This window comes from Vibrio satsumensis, from assembly GCF_050337435.1.
Taxonomy (GTDB): domain Bacteria; phylum Pseudomonadota; class Gammaproteobacteria; order Enterobacterales; family Vibrionaceae; genus Vibrio; species Vibrio satsumensis.
On record NZ_JAKJSX010000023.1, the window covers coordinates 23,740 to 41,463 of the forward strand.

14 protein-coding genes and 1 rRNA gene are annotated in these 17,724 nt (G+C 45.4%); 10 read left to right on the top strand and 5 right to left on the bottom strand.

The features are described 5' to 3' along the window. Positions 1-69: 69 nt before the first annotated feature. From L4C44_RS22275 to rarD, 3 genes are all read right to left on the bottom strand, one after another. Complete coding sequence (locus tag L4C44_RS22275) at positions 70-1,833, bottom strand: DUF1501 domain-containing protein (RefSeq protein ID WP_428805724.1); 1,764 nt, start codon at positions 1,831-1,833, stop codon at positions 70-72. 3 nt (positions 1,834-1,836) lie between these two features. Further along, positions 1,837-3,339, bottom strand: coding sequence for a DUF1800 family protein (locus tag L4C44_RS22280; protein WP_146491418.1), 1,503 nt, complete (start codon positions 3,337-3,339; stop codon positions 1,837-1,839). A 366-nt stretch (positions 3,340-3,705) separates the two neighbouring features. Beyond that, positions 3,706-4,611 carry an EamA family transporter RarD gene (gene rarD / locus L4C44_RS22285; protein ID WP_146491417.1) on the bottom strand — a complete coding sequence of 302 codons (906 nt, stop codon included), beginning with the start codon at positions 4,609-4,611 and terminating at the stop codon, positions 3,706-3,708. A gap of 179 nt (positions 4,612-4,790) precedes the next feature. Here rarD and recQ point away from each other — a divergent pair, with 179 nt between their 5' ends. The 3 genes from recQ (at position 4,791) to L4C44_RS22300 (ending at position 7,890) form a co-directional block, all read left to right on the top strand. Then, positions 4,791-6,629, top strand: a complete 1,839-nt coding sequence (recQ, locus tag L4C44_RS22290; protein ID WP_428805725.1) for an ATP-dependent DNA helicase RecQ — start codon at positions 4,791-4,793, stop codon at positions 6,627-6,629. 65 nt (positions 6,630-6,694) lie between these two features. Then, complete coding sequence (locus tag L4C44_RS22295; RefSeq protein ID WP_428805726.1) at positions 6,695-7,006, top strand: DUF3630 family protein; 312 nt, start codon at positions 6,695-6,697, stop codon at positions 7,004-7,006. 212 nt (positions 7,007-7,218) lie between these two features. Beyond that, on the top strand, positions 7,219-7,890 hold the full coding sequence (locus tag L4C44_RS22300; RefSeq protein ID WP_048613244.1) for a 7-cyano-7-deazaguanine/7-aminomethyl-7-deazaguanine transporter: 672 nt from the start codon (positions 7,219-7,221) through the stop codon (positions 7,888-7,890). A 96-nt stretch (positions 7,891-7,986) separates the two neighbouring features. Here the strand turns inward: L4C44_RS22300 and gppA are convergent, their stop codons facing one another. Continuing rightward, entirely contained in the window at positions 7,987-9,480 is a 1,494-nt protein-coding gene (gene gppA, locus L4C44_RS22305; RefSeq protein WP_428805727.1) for a guanosine-5'-triphosphate,3'-diphosphate diphosphatase, read from the bottom strand. A 6-nt stretch (positions 9,481-9,486) separates the two neighbouring features. Next, positions 9,487-10,797, bottom strand: a complete 1,311-nt coding sequence (gene rhlB, locus L4C44_RS22310) for an ATP-dependent RNA helicase RhlB (protein WP_428805728.1) — start codon at positions 10,795-10,797, stop codon at positions 9,487-9,489. 111 nt (positions 10,798-10,908) lie between these two features. Here rhlB and trxA point away from each other — a divergent pair, with 111 nt between their 5' ends. The 7 genes from trxA to L4C44_RS22345 form a co-directional block, all read left to right on the top strand. Further along, positions 10,909-11,235, top strand: a complete 327-nt coding sequence (trxA, locus tag L4C44_RS22315) for a thioredoxin TrxA (RefSeq protein ID WP_010440700.1) — start codon at positions 10,909-10,911, stop codon at positions 11,233-11,235. Between the two features lie 200 nt (positions 11,236-11,435). Further along, positions 11,436-12,695 carry a transcription termination factor Rho gene (gene rho, locus L4C44_RS22320; protein ID WP_017062978.1) on the top strand — a complete coding sequence of 420 codons (1,260 nt, stop codon included), beginning with the start codon at positions 11,436-11,438 and terminating at the stop codon, positions 12,693-12,695. 111 nt (positions 12,696-12,806) lie between these two features. Further along, positions 12,807-13,802 carry a hypothetical protein gene (locus L4C44_RS22325; RefSeq protein ID WP_146491415.1) on the top strand — a complete coding sequence of 332 codons (996 nt, stop codon included), beginning with the start codon at positions 12,807-12,809 and terminating at the stop codon, positions 13,800-13,802. A 98-nt stretch (positions 13,803-13,900) separates the two neighbouring features. Next, positions 13,901-15,742: a 4-hydroxy-3-polyprenylbenzoate decarboxylase gene (gene ubiD, locus L4C44_RS22330; RefSeq protein WP_428805729.1), complete on the top strand. Its 1,842-nt coding sequence runs from the start codon at positions 13,901-13,903 to the stop codon at positions 15,740-15,742. Beyond that, positions 15,739-16,008, top strand: a complete 270-nt coding sequence (locus L4C44_RS22335; RefSeq protein ID WP_008224727.1) for a 2Fe-2S iron-sulfur cluster-binding protein — start codon at positions 15,739-15,741, stop codon at positions 16,006-16,008. The genes ubiD and L4C44_RS22335 overlap by 4 nt, the downstream gene beginning before the upstream one ends. Before the next feature lie 20 nt (positions 16,009-16,028). Beyond that, the gene (fre, locus tag L4C44_RS22340; protein WP_146491413.1) at positions 16,029-16,742 is read left to right on the top strand and encodes an NAD(P)H-flavin reductase; all 714 of its coding nucleotides are present in this window, start codon (positions 16,029-16,031) and stop codon (positions 16,740-16,742) included. A 581-nt stretch (positions 16,743-17,323) separates the two neighbouring features. Next, positions 17,324-17,724, top strand: a 16S ribosomal RNA gene (locus L4C44_RS22345); the annotation flags it as partial.

The window sequence follows — 17,724 nt, forward strand, 5'->3', positions numbered from 1 at the left end:
TTTTATAGGGTCGATCCTTTAAAGGGAAAGAGAATAAAAGCTTTGTCTGATTATTGAAGTGTCGTGATACTAATAACCGGCCACTTTGAGTTCTTGGAAGTTATTCCATAGAACTAAGCTTGAAACATCGCCATTATTACCGTTACAAGTGAGGCGAATAAACTTAACCGATGCTCTATTCACGGCTTGTTCCACCAAACTGGTTGTGGTTCCAGGCGTCAAGACGTTGGTTACCAGATCGAAGTTAATGCCATCGCTACTCACTTCGAGATCAAATAGGTATTGTCGAACATCTCCTTTAGCTTGGGAGTAGAGGAGCTTAGTGACGTTCGCAGTGCTGCTAAGTTCAATTAGATATTGAATACCTTGCCCTTTCGCCGTCCACTTGGTTGTACTGTCTCCGTCTACGGCCATTTGCGGTGTATGGTCGGCGCGAGTTTCCGTAGCACTGACGTTAGCAATGGATAGTTCGGTTTCCTGCCCTTCCTGATGATAGTCTCCCAGAACGCCAAGATATCGACTAGCAAATGGGTTGCTGTTGGCTGGCGAAAGCGATGGGAAAATGACATCCACACCTTGTTCACTTAACCCCATCCAACGGCATAAGGTCGCAGCAAGCTGTTCTGAGGATTGGCCCGGGATAAATTTATTGCCCCAAGCATCTTGACCGTCTTTGATAAATTCGGGGTATCGTCCATAGCTGTTACCTCCATTGACGGCATTACCGACCACTAGCTGATTACTTCCCCAACCATGGTCAGTGCCTGATTTACTGTTGTTTTCTATGGTTCGTCCAAAATCTGACATGGTCGATGTCACAACACTGTCTTCCAAACCAAGTTCAGCAAGAGAGGTATGGAAAGCGCTAACGGCTTGGTCAATGGTTGAAAGCAAACCATCGTGACGTCCTCTCTGACTGCTGTGGTTATCAAACCCACCAATATTGACGAAAAACACCTGACGGCTATGACCGAGATCCGATGATGCTTGTATCATGCGTCTGACCATTCTGAGCTGTGATCCTAGTGAGCTACTTGGAATGGAGCTGTCTCCTGGGTATGAATCGAGCACGAGTTGGATCTCCTGCTGAAAATCTAATATGCCTTTCAGCCGTTTTGTGTACTCTTGTTTGAACGGTGAACCGTAAGGTGCATTAACCAATTTGATGAAGTTATTGTTTATTGCACTTGAATGCCCAAGAGCATCCATAGCTCTCACTCCACCAGAAGACATTGAGATATCTTTGGAGTTTGCGCCAGTTAATAGTTCATTTCCAGCAAATGAAATGGAGTCGGAAATGATTGCTGTTTCACTGCGAAGCACATCCATCATCATCCCGGCCCAACCATAGCTATGGTAACCATTTTCGCCCCAACTCGACTGCCAAGCGGCTTGTTGCTTGTTGTGAGCCCCAAGGTTAGACGGCTTTCGCACATCGTAGAGATTAGACTTATTGGTGGGCTCAACCAATGGTCCCACGTTTACTACGGTGGCTGCTTGTCCCAAATTCATCATATTAGCTAAATTAGACATACGAGAATTGATACCAAGTGCTTGACCCGATTCAGTACTTGGAATCGCTAAGATTTCAGAGTCAGCAAGTTGAATATTTGGTCTTGCGGCTCGGTAGTTATTTTTGTTTTTAGCGTCGGTAGGCACGATCATATTGAACGAGTCATTTCCTCCATGTAAGAAAAGGAAGACCAACGCTTTATATCCACCTTGCTCATTCGCAAAGGCACTGCTGACTGGAATAGATAAAGAGAGTGGTACCATCCCTGATACGGCTGTACCTGATGCACCTTTGAGAAAGCTTCTGCGTGTAATTGACATAATCTACTCCTGAACCATGAAATCGGGTGAAATGAACGCCATGAACAGCATCTTGGGTACTGCGTAATATTTATTGCCGTGTCCGTTATAGACAGCGGTTAGAAGAGCGGTGACTTCTTGGGATGCTTGACCATTTAAAATTCTCAGGTTGATTGCTTGTAGTAGCTCGTCTTTGCTTTCTGCTCTCGCCATACCCTCTAAGTCAGTTGGGGCAATATACAGCTCTTTACCGTTACTGCTGTTGCCTCGATTTTGACCGAAATCCAGTAAGGTTCGATAGAAGATGTTGTTCATGTCGATCAGTTGATTCCAGTCAATAATCTCTAGCTCGGGTGCGGTTAGGCCTGCATCTGCAAGCGCGCCTTGTGGGCTGTGACTCGGCTGATAAAAATTAAATACCGAATTAGACCCAAGTGGGTACTGATTAAAGCTTTCTTTATAGTTCATTGGGTCATAAACAATATCTCCGCTGCCACCTACGTACGCTTCCATTGCTCTATAGAGATAAGTCATCGCTAGGATAGGCTCTCTGACTTTGGTGACATTGATATCACTGGTTTTGAGTAACTCTGAATCGGTTAAAATTGCTTTGATCACTGAGCCTAAATTTCCACCTGAATTAATAAATTCAGCGGATACGCGAGAAACGTACGCTTGAGTTGGGTTGGAGGTCGTTAACTGTTTAATCAGCATTATTGAAATAAAAGGCGCGACATTGGCATGGGTGGTTATTTGGGCAATAAATTGGTCAAGATCTTCTTCAGCAGTTTGGCCGGGAGGGTAATACTGACCAAGTACCCATTTTTCATCCATGTCATGCAGTGAGTTGTCTGCTGTCATGGGCTCAAGCGTGTTGTTATTGGTGATATCCCAACCGGTAAAGACTCTTGCAGCTCCTTCAACATCGACATCATCATACGTCTCGATAACGCTACCATCCGGGTAAGTGGCTTGAGTTCCATCTTGGTTTAACTCATAAAGCCCAATGGTAAAAAGTTGCATGACTTCTCTGGCGTAGTTCTGATCGGGTGCTTGTCCGGTCACGCTTTCCGGTTTATTACCATTCATGGTGAGATACTGTCCCATAGCAGGAGAGAGAGTGATGCGCTTAAGTAGCGTAGCAAATGATTCAAAGGCATTGTCGGCAAGCAAGTCATAGTAGTTTGCTAACGCTTCTGGATCGGTGGCGAGATTGGCGTCTTTTTCACTGACTACAAATATTTGGCTTAGTGCAAAGGCCACGCGTTGACGAAGCTGCGCCTCGTCCCATAATGCAATATCAAACCATGCGCCGACACGGCAATCTTGATTTGGGTTACTGAGATTTCTACGATTTGCTTGGTGATAAGTACGATCAAGGTGGCGCATATGTGGTGTGCCGATTTGTTGATCTATCCAATAAGAGCGATTGTCTTGTTCTTTAAACGCATTTAGCTCGGATTGACGAACACCCATGGTTGCCAAGTCTAAGAATCGAGAAGCCTGTTGGTGAGTTAAGTTATCCATATGATTTCCTCTAGCCAAATAGTGGTCCCCAGAAAATGAATAGCTGGTTTCCATTTATATTTCGGGTGTATTAAGAGTTAGTTGCTAAAAGGAGATGAATCTAGTTAGAAGTTGAGGGCTTCCCGAGAGTGTGAACCTGTGTAAAAACTCCGATGAAATGCTCGGTGTTGCATATTGGAATGTTGAAGTGGAATGCCATCTAAATGTATGAATTTATTGGATAGATCAGTTCTATGAATGTCACTTGGAGTTACTTTGAGTCATCTGTGGTGAATGGGTTGTAGCAGGGTTTATAGCTAAAGGGGGGAGAGCTTGGCGTGATCCCCAAGCTCTGAGTTGATGTTTAGGTTGATTATACACTTGAGGTTAGAGCTGCCTTTTACTCTTTTTATTCGCTCGATACGCATCAAAGGTAAAGACAAGCAGCGCACCCCAGATAAAGGCGAAGGTGACTACTTTATCTTGGGTGAATGCTTCTCCATAAATCAGCACGGCCAGCAGTAGCATCAAACTTGGGCCGATGTACTGGAAGAAACCGAGTGTCGATAGCTTCAAGCGAGTTGCAGCGCCAGTAAAACACAGTAGTGGAATGGTTGTAATAACACCTGCTGCAACCAGTAATAGGTTGAGTTGCATCGGGTTCATCGATAAGTCTGAAGTTGGGCTATCAGCAATAAACAGTAAGTAGGTAGCTGCGAGAGGTAGCATCACCAGAGTTTCAATGAACAACCCCGTTTGCGCTTCTAAGCTGACTTTCTTACGTAGCAAACCATAAAAACCAAAGCTGAAGGCTAGGGCAATGGCGACGATCGGCACTGAGCCAAATGCAATCAGTTGGACTAATACACCAATGGCAGCCAGACCAACCGCAAACCATTGTAGTTTACGCAAGCGTTCGCCTAGGAAGAGCATACCGAGCAACACGTTAATTAGCGGGTTGATGTAATACCCCAAACTGGCATCAAGCATGTGATTGGAGTTGACCGCCCAGATAAAGATCAGCCAGTTGGCACCCACTAAAGTAGAGGTCGCTACCAAATAGAGCATTTTTGGTTTTGATGTCAAGGTGTCGCGCACTTTACGCCAGCTGCGGCCAATGTGTAGTAAAAAAGCGAGTAGGAAAAAAGACCATACTACACGGTGGCTAAGGATCTCTAACGGGGAAACGTCACTTAAAGATTTGAAATATATAGGGGCGATACCCCACATGGTGTAAGCACCGATAGCAAGCAAAATACCTTGGCGCGTACGTTGTTGTTCTTCTGGAGTCATGCATCTTTCTCTAGCACAGAGTGCTTATTAATAAGATTTATAAGAGAGTTGGTCAGTATAGGAGCGATAACCCTTTTCACCTAACAATTTGCGGTTTAATTCGCCAGCGTTCCCCTCTACAATGTGCGACTTGCTTGCCGAAGATGCTTGCTGATTTCATACCTCGATTAGGAACCACAATGACCGCCACTCTGATTGCTGAGCAAATACCAACTCCCGCGAATGATGCGCAAACCATCTTACAAGATGTGTTTGGTTATCAAAGCTTTCGCGATGGTCAGCAAGAGGTCATTGACCTGGCCGTTGAAGGCCGAGACAGCTTGGTGATTATGCCAACCGGTGGTGGTAAATCACTGTGTTACCAGATTCCTGCTTTGGTTCGTGAAGGGCTCACTCTGGTTATCTCACCGTTGATCTCTCTTATGAAAGACCAGGTCGATCAATTGAAGGCGAACGGTGTTGCGGCTGAGTGCATTAACTCTTCAATGCCACGAGACCAACTGATGAGTGTGTTCAATCGCATGAATTCGGGCCAATTGAAGATGGTTTATGTGTCGCCAGAGCGTGTGTTGATGCGCGACTTTATCGAACGTCTTCAAGGTTTACCGCTTTCGATGATTGCGGTGGATGAGGCGCACTGTATCTCTCAATGGGGTCACGACTTTCGCCCTGAGTACGCATCATTAGGTCAACTTAAACAGTATTTCCCGCATGTGCCTTATATGGCGCTGACGGCAACCGCTGACGATGCAACACGTAAAGATATTATCTCGCGCCTGCAGCTGGTGGATCCACATACCTACTTGGGTAGTTTTGACCGTCCTAACATTCGCTATAACCTAGTTGAGAAGCATAAGCCCGTGTCACAGGTGGTTCGCTACTTAGAAACACAAAAGGGCAATTGCGGCATCATCTACTGTGGTAGTCGTAAGAAAGTAGAAATGGTGACCGAGAAGCTGTGTAACAACGGTATTCGTGCTGCGGGTTATCACGCAGGCATGGACACCGATGAGCGCGCTTACGTTCAAGAAGCCTTCCAACGTGATGATATCCAGATCGTTGTTGCAACCGTGGCGTTTGGTATGGGTATCAACAAACCCAACGTTCGCTTTGTGGTGCACTTTGATATTCCACGCAACATTGAGTCTTACTATCAAGAGACTGGCCGTGCTGGTCGTGATGGCTTGCCTGCTGAAGCCATGATGCTGTTTGACCCTGCTGATATGGGTTGGCTGCGTCGTATGTTGGATGAGAAAGAAGAAGGCCCGCAAAAACAAGTTGAGATGCACAAGCTGAACGCGATGAGTGCCTTTGCTGAAGCACAAACCTGTCGTCGTCAGGTTCTGCTTAACTACTTTGGTGAATATCGTGAGAAGCAATGTGGCAACTGCGATATCTGTCTCGACCCACCTAAGCATTTTGATGCGACCCAAGAGGCGCAGAAGGCATTGTCTTGTGTGTACCGTGTGAATCAGTCGTTTGGTATGGGCTATGTGGTTGAAGTGATGCGCGGTATGCAGAACATCCGTGTCCGCGATAATGGTCATGACAAGCTGTCTACTTACGGCATTGGCCGCGATCACAGCCACGACTACTGGATCAGTATCTTCCGTCAGTTAATTCACAAGGGCTTGTTGTTCCAGAATATCACCCGTAACTCGACGTTACAGTTAACAGAAGAAGCCCGTCCGCTACTGCGTGGTGAGATGTTTTTGGAGCTGGCAGTGCCTCGTTTAGACACGGCAGTGCGCAATGCTAAGTCCGATAAACTGAGTAGCAAGAATTACGATAAGAAGCTGTTTTCCAAACTGCGTAAGCTGCGTAAGTCGATTGCTGATGAAGATGGTTTGCCACCTTATGTGGTATTCAGTGACGCGACTCTGATTGATATGGCCGAAGTACTGCCAACCTCATACGGTGAGATGTTGGCGGTTAACGGTGTTGGTCAGCGTAAACTCGATAAGTACGCAGATCCATTCTTAGATTTGATTCAAGAACACATCACGACACACGGTTAGTTTGCAGAATCATTTAACTTCTAAAAACGACTAGGTCATAGAAAAAGAATAAGGTTGATAGGGACATGACAACACAAACAGAATTTGGCTTAAGAGAGTATTTAGCTGAGGAAGGGCGTTTATTGATTACGTCTCCAAGTTTTGATTTTGATTCTTATGAAGTGTTAGGTGAAAAGCTGGTGGCGTTACTGTCCGCTTCTGTGGTTGAAAAACAATGGGACGCTGACATGCACTCTTGGTTGATTGATTTTGAAGATTGTCGGATGTTTTTAAAGTCTGAACATTACAGTGAATCAATCTGGTTTGAGTCGCTAAACGCTGAAGAAAGCCGAGAAGAGTTTGATTATCTCGCGATGCTTTTCAAACGCGGTTTTTAACTTCGCTCACCAATAAAAGTGAGAATAAACGTTTGCGTCTGTTCTCACCGTTGCAGCCAATATTGATTAATGTATAATCGCCCGCCGCTCAGTAGAGCAATTTTTTGATACATTTTTTAATTCACATTATTGGTAAGAGCTTTCTTAGATTATTCGAAGAAATGACTCGATTTGGGTTCCCTCACCCCCAAACCAAACTAAAAAGGTACAGCATGAGTAACTTTACCCCTGCGCAACAGCGCAAAGCCCTAGCATTATTAGTTTTGTTCCATTTAGTCATTATTGCATCAAGCAACTATCTGGTTCAGCTACCTTTTACCGTTTTCGGTATGCACACCACTTGGGGTGCTTTCACTTTCCCGTTTATCTTCCTAGCGACCGATCTGACCGTACGCATTTTTGGCGCGCAGCTTGCTCGTAAAATCATTTTCTTAGTGATGCTACCTGCACTGGCCGTTTCTTATTTCTTGTCAGTGGTATTCTTTGAAGGTTCATTCCAAGGGTTTAGCCAACTAGGCGAGTTCAACCTGTTTGTTGCACGTATCGCCGCGGCGAGCTTCATGGCTTACTTGCTTGGTCAGATCTTGGATGTGCATGTTTTTAACCGCCTACGTCAGCTTAAACAATGGTGGGTTGCCCCAACATGCTCAACGTTATTCGGTAATGCTATTGATACCATCGCGTTCTTTGCGATTGCTTTCTACCAAAGCCCAGATCCATTCATGGCCGAGCATTGGACTGAGATTGCCTTAGTCGATTACGGATTCAAACTTATCATCAGCTTAGGTTTATTCGTGCCTATGTACGGCGTGCTTCTGAACTACATTGTTAGAAAGCTAACGGCTGTGAACCCTGACTTTAAAGCGACAGGCGTGAACGTTTAAGGATCAGATTAGAAACGCATTAATGCAAAGATAAGAAAAAGCCCAAGTTAGTCTACTAACTCGGGCTTTTTTAATTCCTAGCGTCAGGTACTAATATCAGAGGCATTCAATATTCAATGGCCAGCCAATATCGGTTTGTCTATTCGACTCGATCTCTAGCTCAGCAGCGGTCAGCGGGTTGTCTGCTAGCCATTGCTTAGAAAGCGTCAAGGTCAGATTGTTACCATCGGTTGCAAGCTTAAACTTAGGCTCTAGTGCTGGATTGCGACGGTGAGTCAACAAAATAGCTAAACGCAAAATACGTAAAATACGCTTGCTGCTGGTGCCTGAGATAGCGTGCTGCTCTGGTAATGAGGTTAACTGTTCACGGTAGCGACGAGTTAACTCACCCAAGTAGTGCTTTTGCGCTCGAGTAAAGCCTGGTAGGTCTAAGTTCTGCAGTAGGTATGCGCTGTGCTCACCGCCTTTTTTGAAATCGATGGTTAAACCAATCTCATGAAGCTTAGCTGCCGTTTGCAGTAGCACACCAGCTTGAGGTTCTGAAACCCACGTTTCGGCGCCTGCTTGCTCTAGCAGCGTTTGTGCGACTACAGCAACTTGTTCACCGTAGCTTACGTCCATTTGGTAGCGTGATTGAACACTCTTAATGGTACGTGCACGAATGTCTTCTTGGCGCAACTCATCAACCATCTCGTAGGCTAGGCCTTCACGGAGTGCACCGCCTGCGAGTGTCATTGAATCAATTTCAAGCAGCTCAAAAATAGCAATAAGAATTGAAAGTCCACTCGGGAACACCAATGCGCGTTCAAGAGTCAGTCCTTCAATTTCTAGCTCTTCCAAGCGCTCAGTAATCATCGCTTGTTTCTGTAGGCGCTTAAGTTTGGCATGAGTAATTACTTCATCCATGCCTTGCGCCAACATGATTTCTTGTAGTGCCTGAACGGTACCACTGGCGCCCACACACACATCCCATCCGATATCAGTGTAGCTATCGAGGATAGGAGCCAACGTCGACTTCGCCGCTTCAACAGCGTTGTTAAAGTTGGTTGCGGTTAATTGGCGATCTTTAAAGTGGCGTTCAAGCCAAGTAACACAGCCCATCTTTAGGCTGGTTAGTGCTTTCGCTGAGAAGCCTTCACCAATGATCATCTCGGTGCTTGCGCCACCAATATCAACAACCAGCCGGCGGCCACTGCCACCAGAAGTGTGTGCTACGCCTTTATAGATAGTCGCAGCTTCTTCTTCACCGGAGATAACATTGATGTCGTAACCAAGGATCTGGTTCGCTTTCTCAAGAAAGATATCCACATTGATAGCGGTACGTAGGGTCGCTGTACCGACAATGCGGATATTTTCTTTTGGAATATCTTGCAGTCGCTCTGCAAAGAGACTCAAACAGTCCCAACCGCGCTGCATGGCTTCTGTACTAAGCGCATTATTTTCATCTAAGCCTGCAGCTAAACGCACTTTGCGCTTAATTTTAGCCATGGTTTGTACGCTGCCATCGATATGACGCACAACGAGCATATGAAAACTGTTCGACCCGAGGTCGATTGCAGCGTAAAGCGGTGGTGACACTGTTTGACTCATAAGCGACTAAGCTTCCTTGTTATGACGCGGTTGGCGTGGGCGACGGTTCTGGTTTGGTTTACGGTTGCCGTTGCGTGGGCCATTGTTATTTGAGCGGCGTTGTTGCGGGTTACGTGTGCGTAAACGCAATGGTGTTGGTAGATCTTCAAGCAGTGCAGAAGCATCGTAGTCAGACACAGGGATAGCGTGCTCAATGTATTCTTCGATTGGTGGCAAGTTGATTGCGTAATCTTCACAAGCAAAGCTGATTGAGTGACCACTTGCACCAGCACGACCGGTACGGCCGATACGGTGAACGTAATCTTCACAGTCATCAGGTAGATCGAAGTTGAATACGTGTGTTACTTGAGGAATGTGTAGGCCACGTGCTGCAACGTCGGTTGCGACAAGCAGGTCAACATCACCTTTAGTGAATTGCTCAAGAATCTTTTCACGTTTCTTTTGAGGAACATCGCCAGTTAGCAGGCCAACACGGTGACCATCTGCAGCTAGGTGACCCCAAACAGACTCACACTTGTGCTTAGTGTTAGCGAAGATGATAGCGCGTTCAGGCCACTCTTCTTCAACTAGCGTCTGCAGAAGTGCCATTTTGTGTTCGTTTGACGGGTAGAACAGCTCTTCCTGAATACGGTGACCTGTTTTACGCTCTGGCTCAACAACAACATGCTCTGGGTTGTGCATGTGTTCGAACGCTAGCTCCTGTACGCGGTAAGACAATGTCGCAGAGAACAGCATGTTCAGACGATCTTTTGGCTCAGGCATACGGCGAAATAAGAAGCGGATGTCTTTGATGAAACCAAGATCGAACATGCGATCAGCTTCGTCAAGAACAACGGCTTGAATGTGGTTAAGGTTAAATACCTTTTGCTTGTAGAAATCGATGATGCGGCCAGTCGTACCAATTAAGATATCTGCGCCTTCTTCGATCTTACCTAGTTGCTTGTCGTAGCTTTCGCCACCGTAAGCAAGTGCTGCCTTGATACCTGTGCTTTCAACCAGAGAGTCAGCATCGTTGTAGATCTGAATCGCGAGTTCACGCGTTGGTGCCATAATAATCGCACGTGGCTGGTTAGGCTTACGCCCTTCATGCTCAGGTGTTTTTAGCAGGTGGTTAAAAGTAGCAGTAAGAAACGCAAGCGTTTTACCAGTACCCGTTTGGGCCTGGCCTGCAATGTCTTGGCCGGTGAGCAGTACCGGGAGCGCCAAGGCTTGGATAGGGGTACAATAATCGAACCCTTTTTTCTCCAATCCTTCAATGACTTGCGGAAGTAAATCCAAGTCGGCGAACTTTTGCTCTGTGATATGCGTCTTTTTCATTGCTATAGAATATCAGCTTAAGCTTGCAATACGAAAGTAAATACATTCCAATAGGGCATCTATTTACTGGTTATCATCCAACCAGTTCTAAAAAATACATTGGAGTGGAAGATGAGTGATAAGATTTTGCAGCTAACTGATGACGGTTTTGATAACGATGTAATCAACGCTGCAGGCCCTGTTCTTGTTGATTTTTGGGCAGAATGGTGTGGTCCATGTAAAATGATTGCGCCGATTCTTGACGAAATCGCAGACGAGTACGAAGGCAAGCTCACAATCGGTAAATTAAATATCGACCAAAATGCTGGTACTCCACCAAAATTTGGTATTCGCGGTATTCCAACGCTACTTCTTTTCAAAGATGGTGGCGTAGCAGCGACTAAAGTTGGTGCACTATCTAAAACTCAACTTAAAGAGTTCTTAGACGCTAACCTTTAATAAGGTCAGCATTTGAAAAGAAACCGTGCAGTTAACAAATGCGCGGTTTTGTTTTTTCTAAGCTATGGACTAGTCTTAGTTTTAGTGCTAATTTATCGCACGTTAATTGAACGAATTTCTCTTCTTGGTCGATCCTGTGACCAAATCCTTCTTAACTTAAGAAAACAGATCCTATTTTGACTAAACAAACTTCCACCACTATGAATCTTACTGAACTGAAGAACAGACCTGTGTCTGAGCTTGTTAAACTTAGCGAAAGCTTAGGTCTTGAAAATCAAGCTCGCCTAAGAAAACAAGACATTATCTTCTCCATCCTTAAAGCGCATGCAAAAAGTGGTGAAGACATCTTTGGTGATGGTGTTCTAGAAATTCTTCAAGACGGTTTTGGTTTCCTACGTAGCGCCGACAGTTCATACCTGGCTGGCCCAGATGATATCTACGTATCTCCAAGCCAAATTCGTCGTTTTAACCTTCGCACTGGTGACTCTATTGGCGGTAAAATCCGTCCACCTAAAGATGGCGAACGTTACTTTGCACTGCTTAAAGTAAACACGGTTAACTACGACAAGCCAGACAACGCTCGTAACAAGATTCTTTTCGAAAACCTTACTCCTCTTCACGCCAACGAACGTATGGTGATGGAAGCGGGTAATGGTGCGACTGAAGATATTACGGCCCGTATTCTTGACCTTGCATCTCCTATTGGTAAAGGTCAGCGTGGTCTGATTGTTGCTCCGCCTAAAGCGGGTAAGACAATGCTTCTGCAAAACATTGCCCAAAGCATTGCTCGTAACCATCCTGAATGTGAACTAATGGTTCTACTTATCGATGAGCGTCCAGAAGAAGTAACTGAAATGCAGCGTCTAGTTAAAGGCGAAGTAGTTGCTTCAACATTCGATGAGCCAGCATCTCGCCACGTACAAGTTGCAGAAATGGTTATCGAGAAAGCGAAACGCCTTGTTGAACACAAGAAAGACGTGGTTATCCTGCTGGATTCTATTACTCGTCTAGCTCGTGCTTACAACACTGTGATTCCTTCATCAGGTAAAGTTCTTACTGGTGGTGTTGATGCGAATGCTCTACATCGTCCAAAGCGTTTCTTCGGTGCGGCACGTAACGTAGAAGAAGGCGGTAGCTTAACGATCATCGCAACAGCACTGGTTGATACTGGTTCTAAGATGGATGAAGTTATCTACGAAGAATTCAAAGGCACAGGTAACATGGAACTGCACCTTAACCGTAAGATTGCGGAAAAGCGCGTATTCCCAGCGATTGATTTCAACCGCTCTGGTACTCGTCGTGAAGAGCTTCTTACGAAGAACGATGAACTACAGAAGATGTGGATTCTGCGTAAGATTGTTCACCCAATGGGCGAAATCGACGCAATGGAATTCCTTATCGATAAGCTAGCAATGACCAAAACGAACGATGAGTTCTTTGACGCAATGCGTCGTCAGTAATATTGATTAGCTGATCGTTATTTAATAAGCGCTGCCTTCGGGTGGCGCTTTTTATTTGCATTTTGTAGCGACAGCTTGCAGAATGATCAAAAGTGTTACAAGGAAGTTAAAATGCAACATGGACTGTTGTCATCATTACTCCTGTCTACTTCACTGTTATTTTCACCGGTTGGTATGAGCTATGCCACCGAGATGTCTCCATTTACAGTAGAGTCTTGGCTTGAGAATGATCAAGTAAAACTGAAAACTGCTGAACTACTCGAGCTTGTCGTACGTGACGAAGTCAATTCGCTACGTTTTGCACTTGAGCGCCTGACATTTCCCCAACAAGAGGTGGCTCGTTACCAACTCTTGAAGAAGCTCGAACAGCAAAAAACCGTACTCACACCTAAGATGTCCATCTTCGTCGAGCAGCAACTCGCTATCACGCCCACTTATCAAGTATTAGAGCGTGGAGATGGCTACGAGTTTACGGTACCTGCCTTTAATTATCCTTCAATAGCTAATCGTCTCATCAAACAGTGGCGTCAAGATCAGAAGACACTGGTGTTTGTACTAGATGCAGAGAAGCAGGAACTCGACCTAAAAGAGTGGTTATCTGGATCTGAACATCAAGTTCAAACGCGAGAAGCGCTGCTCATCAGAGAGTTAGACAGTTTGTCTCCTGAAGCGGTTGATTACCTAACTAAGCAGCTCACTGCATCTTCTATTGTTAGTTGGTTACCTTCTACTGAGGTGGTGGTTCGATTAGCGCAAGTGAGCGAAGACCCAGAGGTCTACAAAATTCTATGGAGAATGAAGGCCGATTATCATAGCCAAGCTGAGCTAGTGCGCCTTGCTGGAACCAAACAAACGTTTGCACTTGAACAGGTGATGGCGGCGACCAAAAACCCGCGTTTGAAAGATGAAGCGATTACTTTGCTTACCAAGGTTAACCCGTTATCAGAAGAGGTGAAGCAGTTTCTTGTCTCTAGGATGGCGATTGCCGATGAAGCGCCTTTAGTCGCGCGTGAACTTGCCAAACAAGGTCATACGCGATGGTTGCAAGATCTCGTCAATGATAACCCTCAGGTGAAGAGCTCTTTGATCGAGCAAGCATTACCGTAAAGTGGATTTTGCCTTTCAATAACCACACTAAAAAGGGGGATCTCAGCGTCACCCTTTTTGATATACTGAGCGCAGAATAATCAGCATGTAGAAGCCCTATGAGTTTTAAAGATTTACGTGATTTTATCGACCATCTTGAAAGTATTGGTCAGTTGAAACGCATTTCTCACCCAGTCGATCCAGACTACGAAATGACCGAGATTAGCGACCGTACTCTACGTGCTGGTGGCCCGGCTCTTTTGTTTGAAAATCCAGTAGGCTATGACATGCCTGTTTTGACCAACCTATTTGGTACACCTAACCGGGTTGCTATTGGTATGGGGCGTCAGGAAGTCAAAGAGCTGCGTGAAGTGGGCAAGTTGCTTGCTTACCTAAAAGAACCAGAGCCACCAAAAGGCTTTAAAGACGCTCTTGATAAACTGCCCGTGTTTAAGCAAGTCTTAAACATGCCGGCTAAACGCCTTCGCAAAGCGGCTTGCCAACAAGTGGTATGGCAAGGCGATGACGTCGACCTAGATAAAATTCCGGTGATGAGCTGTTGGGCTGACGATGTCGCACCATTACTAACATGGGGTTTAACGGTTACTCGTGGTCCAAACAAGAAACGCCAAAACTTAGGCATCTATCGCCAGCAAAAAATCGGTAAGAATAAAATCATCATGCGTTGGTTAGCCCACCGTGGTGGAGCGCTGGATTTGCGCGATTGGATGGAAACCAACCCTGGTAAACCATTTCCGGTATCGGTAGCGTTTGGTGCCGACCCAGCTACCATTCTTGGTGCGGTTACGCCAGTTCCGGATACTTTATCTGAGTACGCGTTTGCAGGTTTACTACGTGGTAGTAAAACTGAGGTCGTTAAATCAATCAGCAACGACTTAGAGGTTCCTGCAAGTGCGGAAATCGTGATGGAAGGTTACATCGACCCGAATGAATTTGCGGATGAAGGGCCTTACGGAGACCATACTGGTTACTACAACGAGAAAGAAAAGCACCATGTGTTTACTATTACTCATGTAACCATGCGCGAGAACCCGATCTATCACAGCACCTATACTGGCCGTCCACCGGATGAGCCTGCGGTATTGGGGGTTGCGCTAAATGAAGTGTTTGTTCCTATTCTTCAAAAGCAGTTCCCAGAGATTGAAGATTTCTATCTACCGCCTGAAGGTTGTTCGTACCGAATGGCAGTAGTGACCATGAAGAAGCAATACCCAGGTCACGCTAAGCGAGTGATGATGGGGGTATGGTCTTTCTTACGCCAATTCATGTACACCAAATTTGTATTGGTGTGCGATGAAGATGTGAATGCACGCGATTGGTCTCAAGTAACCGCAGCGATGTGCGAACATATGGATCCGTCACGCGATAGCCTGATGATAGAGAACACGCCGATCGATTCATTGGATTTTGCCTCACCCGTGGTTGGGTTAGGTTCTAAGATGGGCCTAGATATCACTAAGAAGTGGGACGCAGAGTTAGCGCTATCGCCAGATGTCCAAGCAGCACCTGTAAATAGTGAATATATAGAGGGTAGCTTGGCTGAGCTAACCAAGGCTCACCCTGAAATTATTGATATTCACCTGCAAAACGACAATGCCAGCATGGTTGTGGTGTGTATTGATAAGCAAGCAGCCGGTAATGGCAAGAAAATCATGGAAGCGGTTTGGTCTCAATTTGATGAGAACAAGTTTGTTATCGTGTGTGACGGCGATGTCAATGTGAGTGATTGGAATGACATCATTTGGGCGGTAACGACAAGAATGGATCCGGCCAGAGATACGTTATTCCTACAGAATGAAACTGGACACTCAAAAATGGGCCTCGATGCGACCAATAAGTGGGAAGGTGAATGCTTGCGTGAGTGGGGTGTACCAATCACAAAAGATCCTGATGTTGTGAAAAAGATTGATAGCATCTGGGAACAGCTAGGAATTTCATGAGCTACCAAGTAGTCTTATACCCAGAAAACATCAGTTTCACAGTAGAAAAAGGGCAAACGGTCTTGGATGCTGCGCTCAACAGCGATATCTATTTCCCAAACCGTTGCCAAGTTGGCGCATGCGCAATGTGTATGTGCAAAAAATTAGAAGGGCAAGTGAGTTACCACCTTGAACCCATGCTCACAGAGAAAGAGCAGCAACAAGGCTGGATTTTTGCTTGCCAAGCATTTGCAGAAAGTAATTTAGTTCTAACCTTTGCCGATTAAGGGTTAGTAAGAGGAAGAACATGACTATTAAATGTAAAGTGAAGTCTATCGAGCCTTTGGCTTGTAATACTTACCAAATCCTACTTCACCCAGAAACACCGGTCGCTTTTAAAGCGGGCCAGTACCTGATGGTTGAAATGGGCGAGAAAGATAAGCGCCCATTCTCTATCGCAAGTAGCCCTTGCCGCCACGAAGGTGAGCTTGAGCTACATATTGGTGCTGCCGAGCATAATGCTTACGCACTAGAAGTGGTTGAAGCGATGAAGAAGGCACAAGCTGAAGATGGCGATATTGCTATTGATGCTCCACACGGAGATGCTTGGATCAAAGAAGAAAGCGATCGCCCTTTATTACTTATTGCTGGTGGCACGGGTTTCAGCTACGTGCGCTCTATTCTTGATCACTGCATCGCGCAAAATAGCTCGAAAGAGATCTACCTATACTGGGGCGCAAAAGATGAGTGCCAGTTATATGCGAAAGAAGAGCTGGTTGGCATTGCAGAAAAGCATAGCAATGTGCACTTTGTACCGGTAGTAGAAGAAGCACCGGAAGTTTGGCACGGTCAAACTGGTAATGTGCTTGAGGCTATTACGGAAAGTTTCGAATCATTAGCTGATTTCGATATCTATATTGCAGGTCGTTTTGAAATGGCGGGCGCTGCAAGAGACCTATTTACTCAGAATAAAGAAGCAAAGCGTGACCATATGTACGCAGATGCTTACGCATTTATCTAACAATACCCTTAGGTTTTGAGCAAAAAGAGAGCAGAAATGCTCTCTTTTTTACGTTTAGGTGAACTATTAGGCAGTTAACCCCTATTTATTCATTTTTTATGAAAAAGTAGTTGCTAAGCTGAGAGGGTTCCCTATAATGCGACACCACTGAGACGGCAGACGCCACAAGGCTTCAGCAAGAATCAGTAAGACGGAAAGCGACAAAAAATTAATTTTCAAAAAGTGTTTGACACTGAATGTTAATTCGCTAGAATGACCGTCCACTTCGAGAGGTCCCTTATTTAAAAGGAACGCTCAAGAAGTTAAGCTCTTTAACAATTTAAACCTATCAATCTGTGTGGGCACTCGTTGATGAATATCAAAACGTTTTATCATTAGATAAAACAGATTCTTCGGAATCAAAATTGATTTCAATGAACTGAGTGACCAATACAAAGTTAAGTTTACTTAATTTTGGCACAGTCAATTCATTACCATTCTGTTGGAATGGTAATAGCTTTAGAATTACATGTTTCTGTTCTTTTTCGAAAGAGCGGTAAATATTAGTTTTGAAGTCAGTATTCGTTGAGTCACAAAATCTTAAATTGAAGAGTTTGATCATGGCTCAGATTGAACGCTGGCGGCAGGCCTAACACATGCAAGTCGAGCGGAAACGACTTAACTGACCCTTCGGGTGACGTTAAGGGCGTCGAGCGGCGGACGGGTGAGTAATGCCTAGGAAATTGCCTTGATGTGGGGGATAACCATTGGAAACGATGGCTAATACCGCATAATGCCTACGGGCCAAAGAGGGGGACCTTCGGGCCTCTCGCGTCAAGATATGCCTAGGTGGGATTAGCTAGTTGGTGAGGTAATGGCTCACCAAGGCGACGATCCCTAGCTGGTCTGAGAGGATGATCAGCCACACTGGAACTGAGACACGGTCCAGACTCCTACGGGAGGCAGCAGTGGGGAATATTGCACAATGGGCGAAAGCCTGATG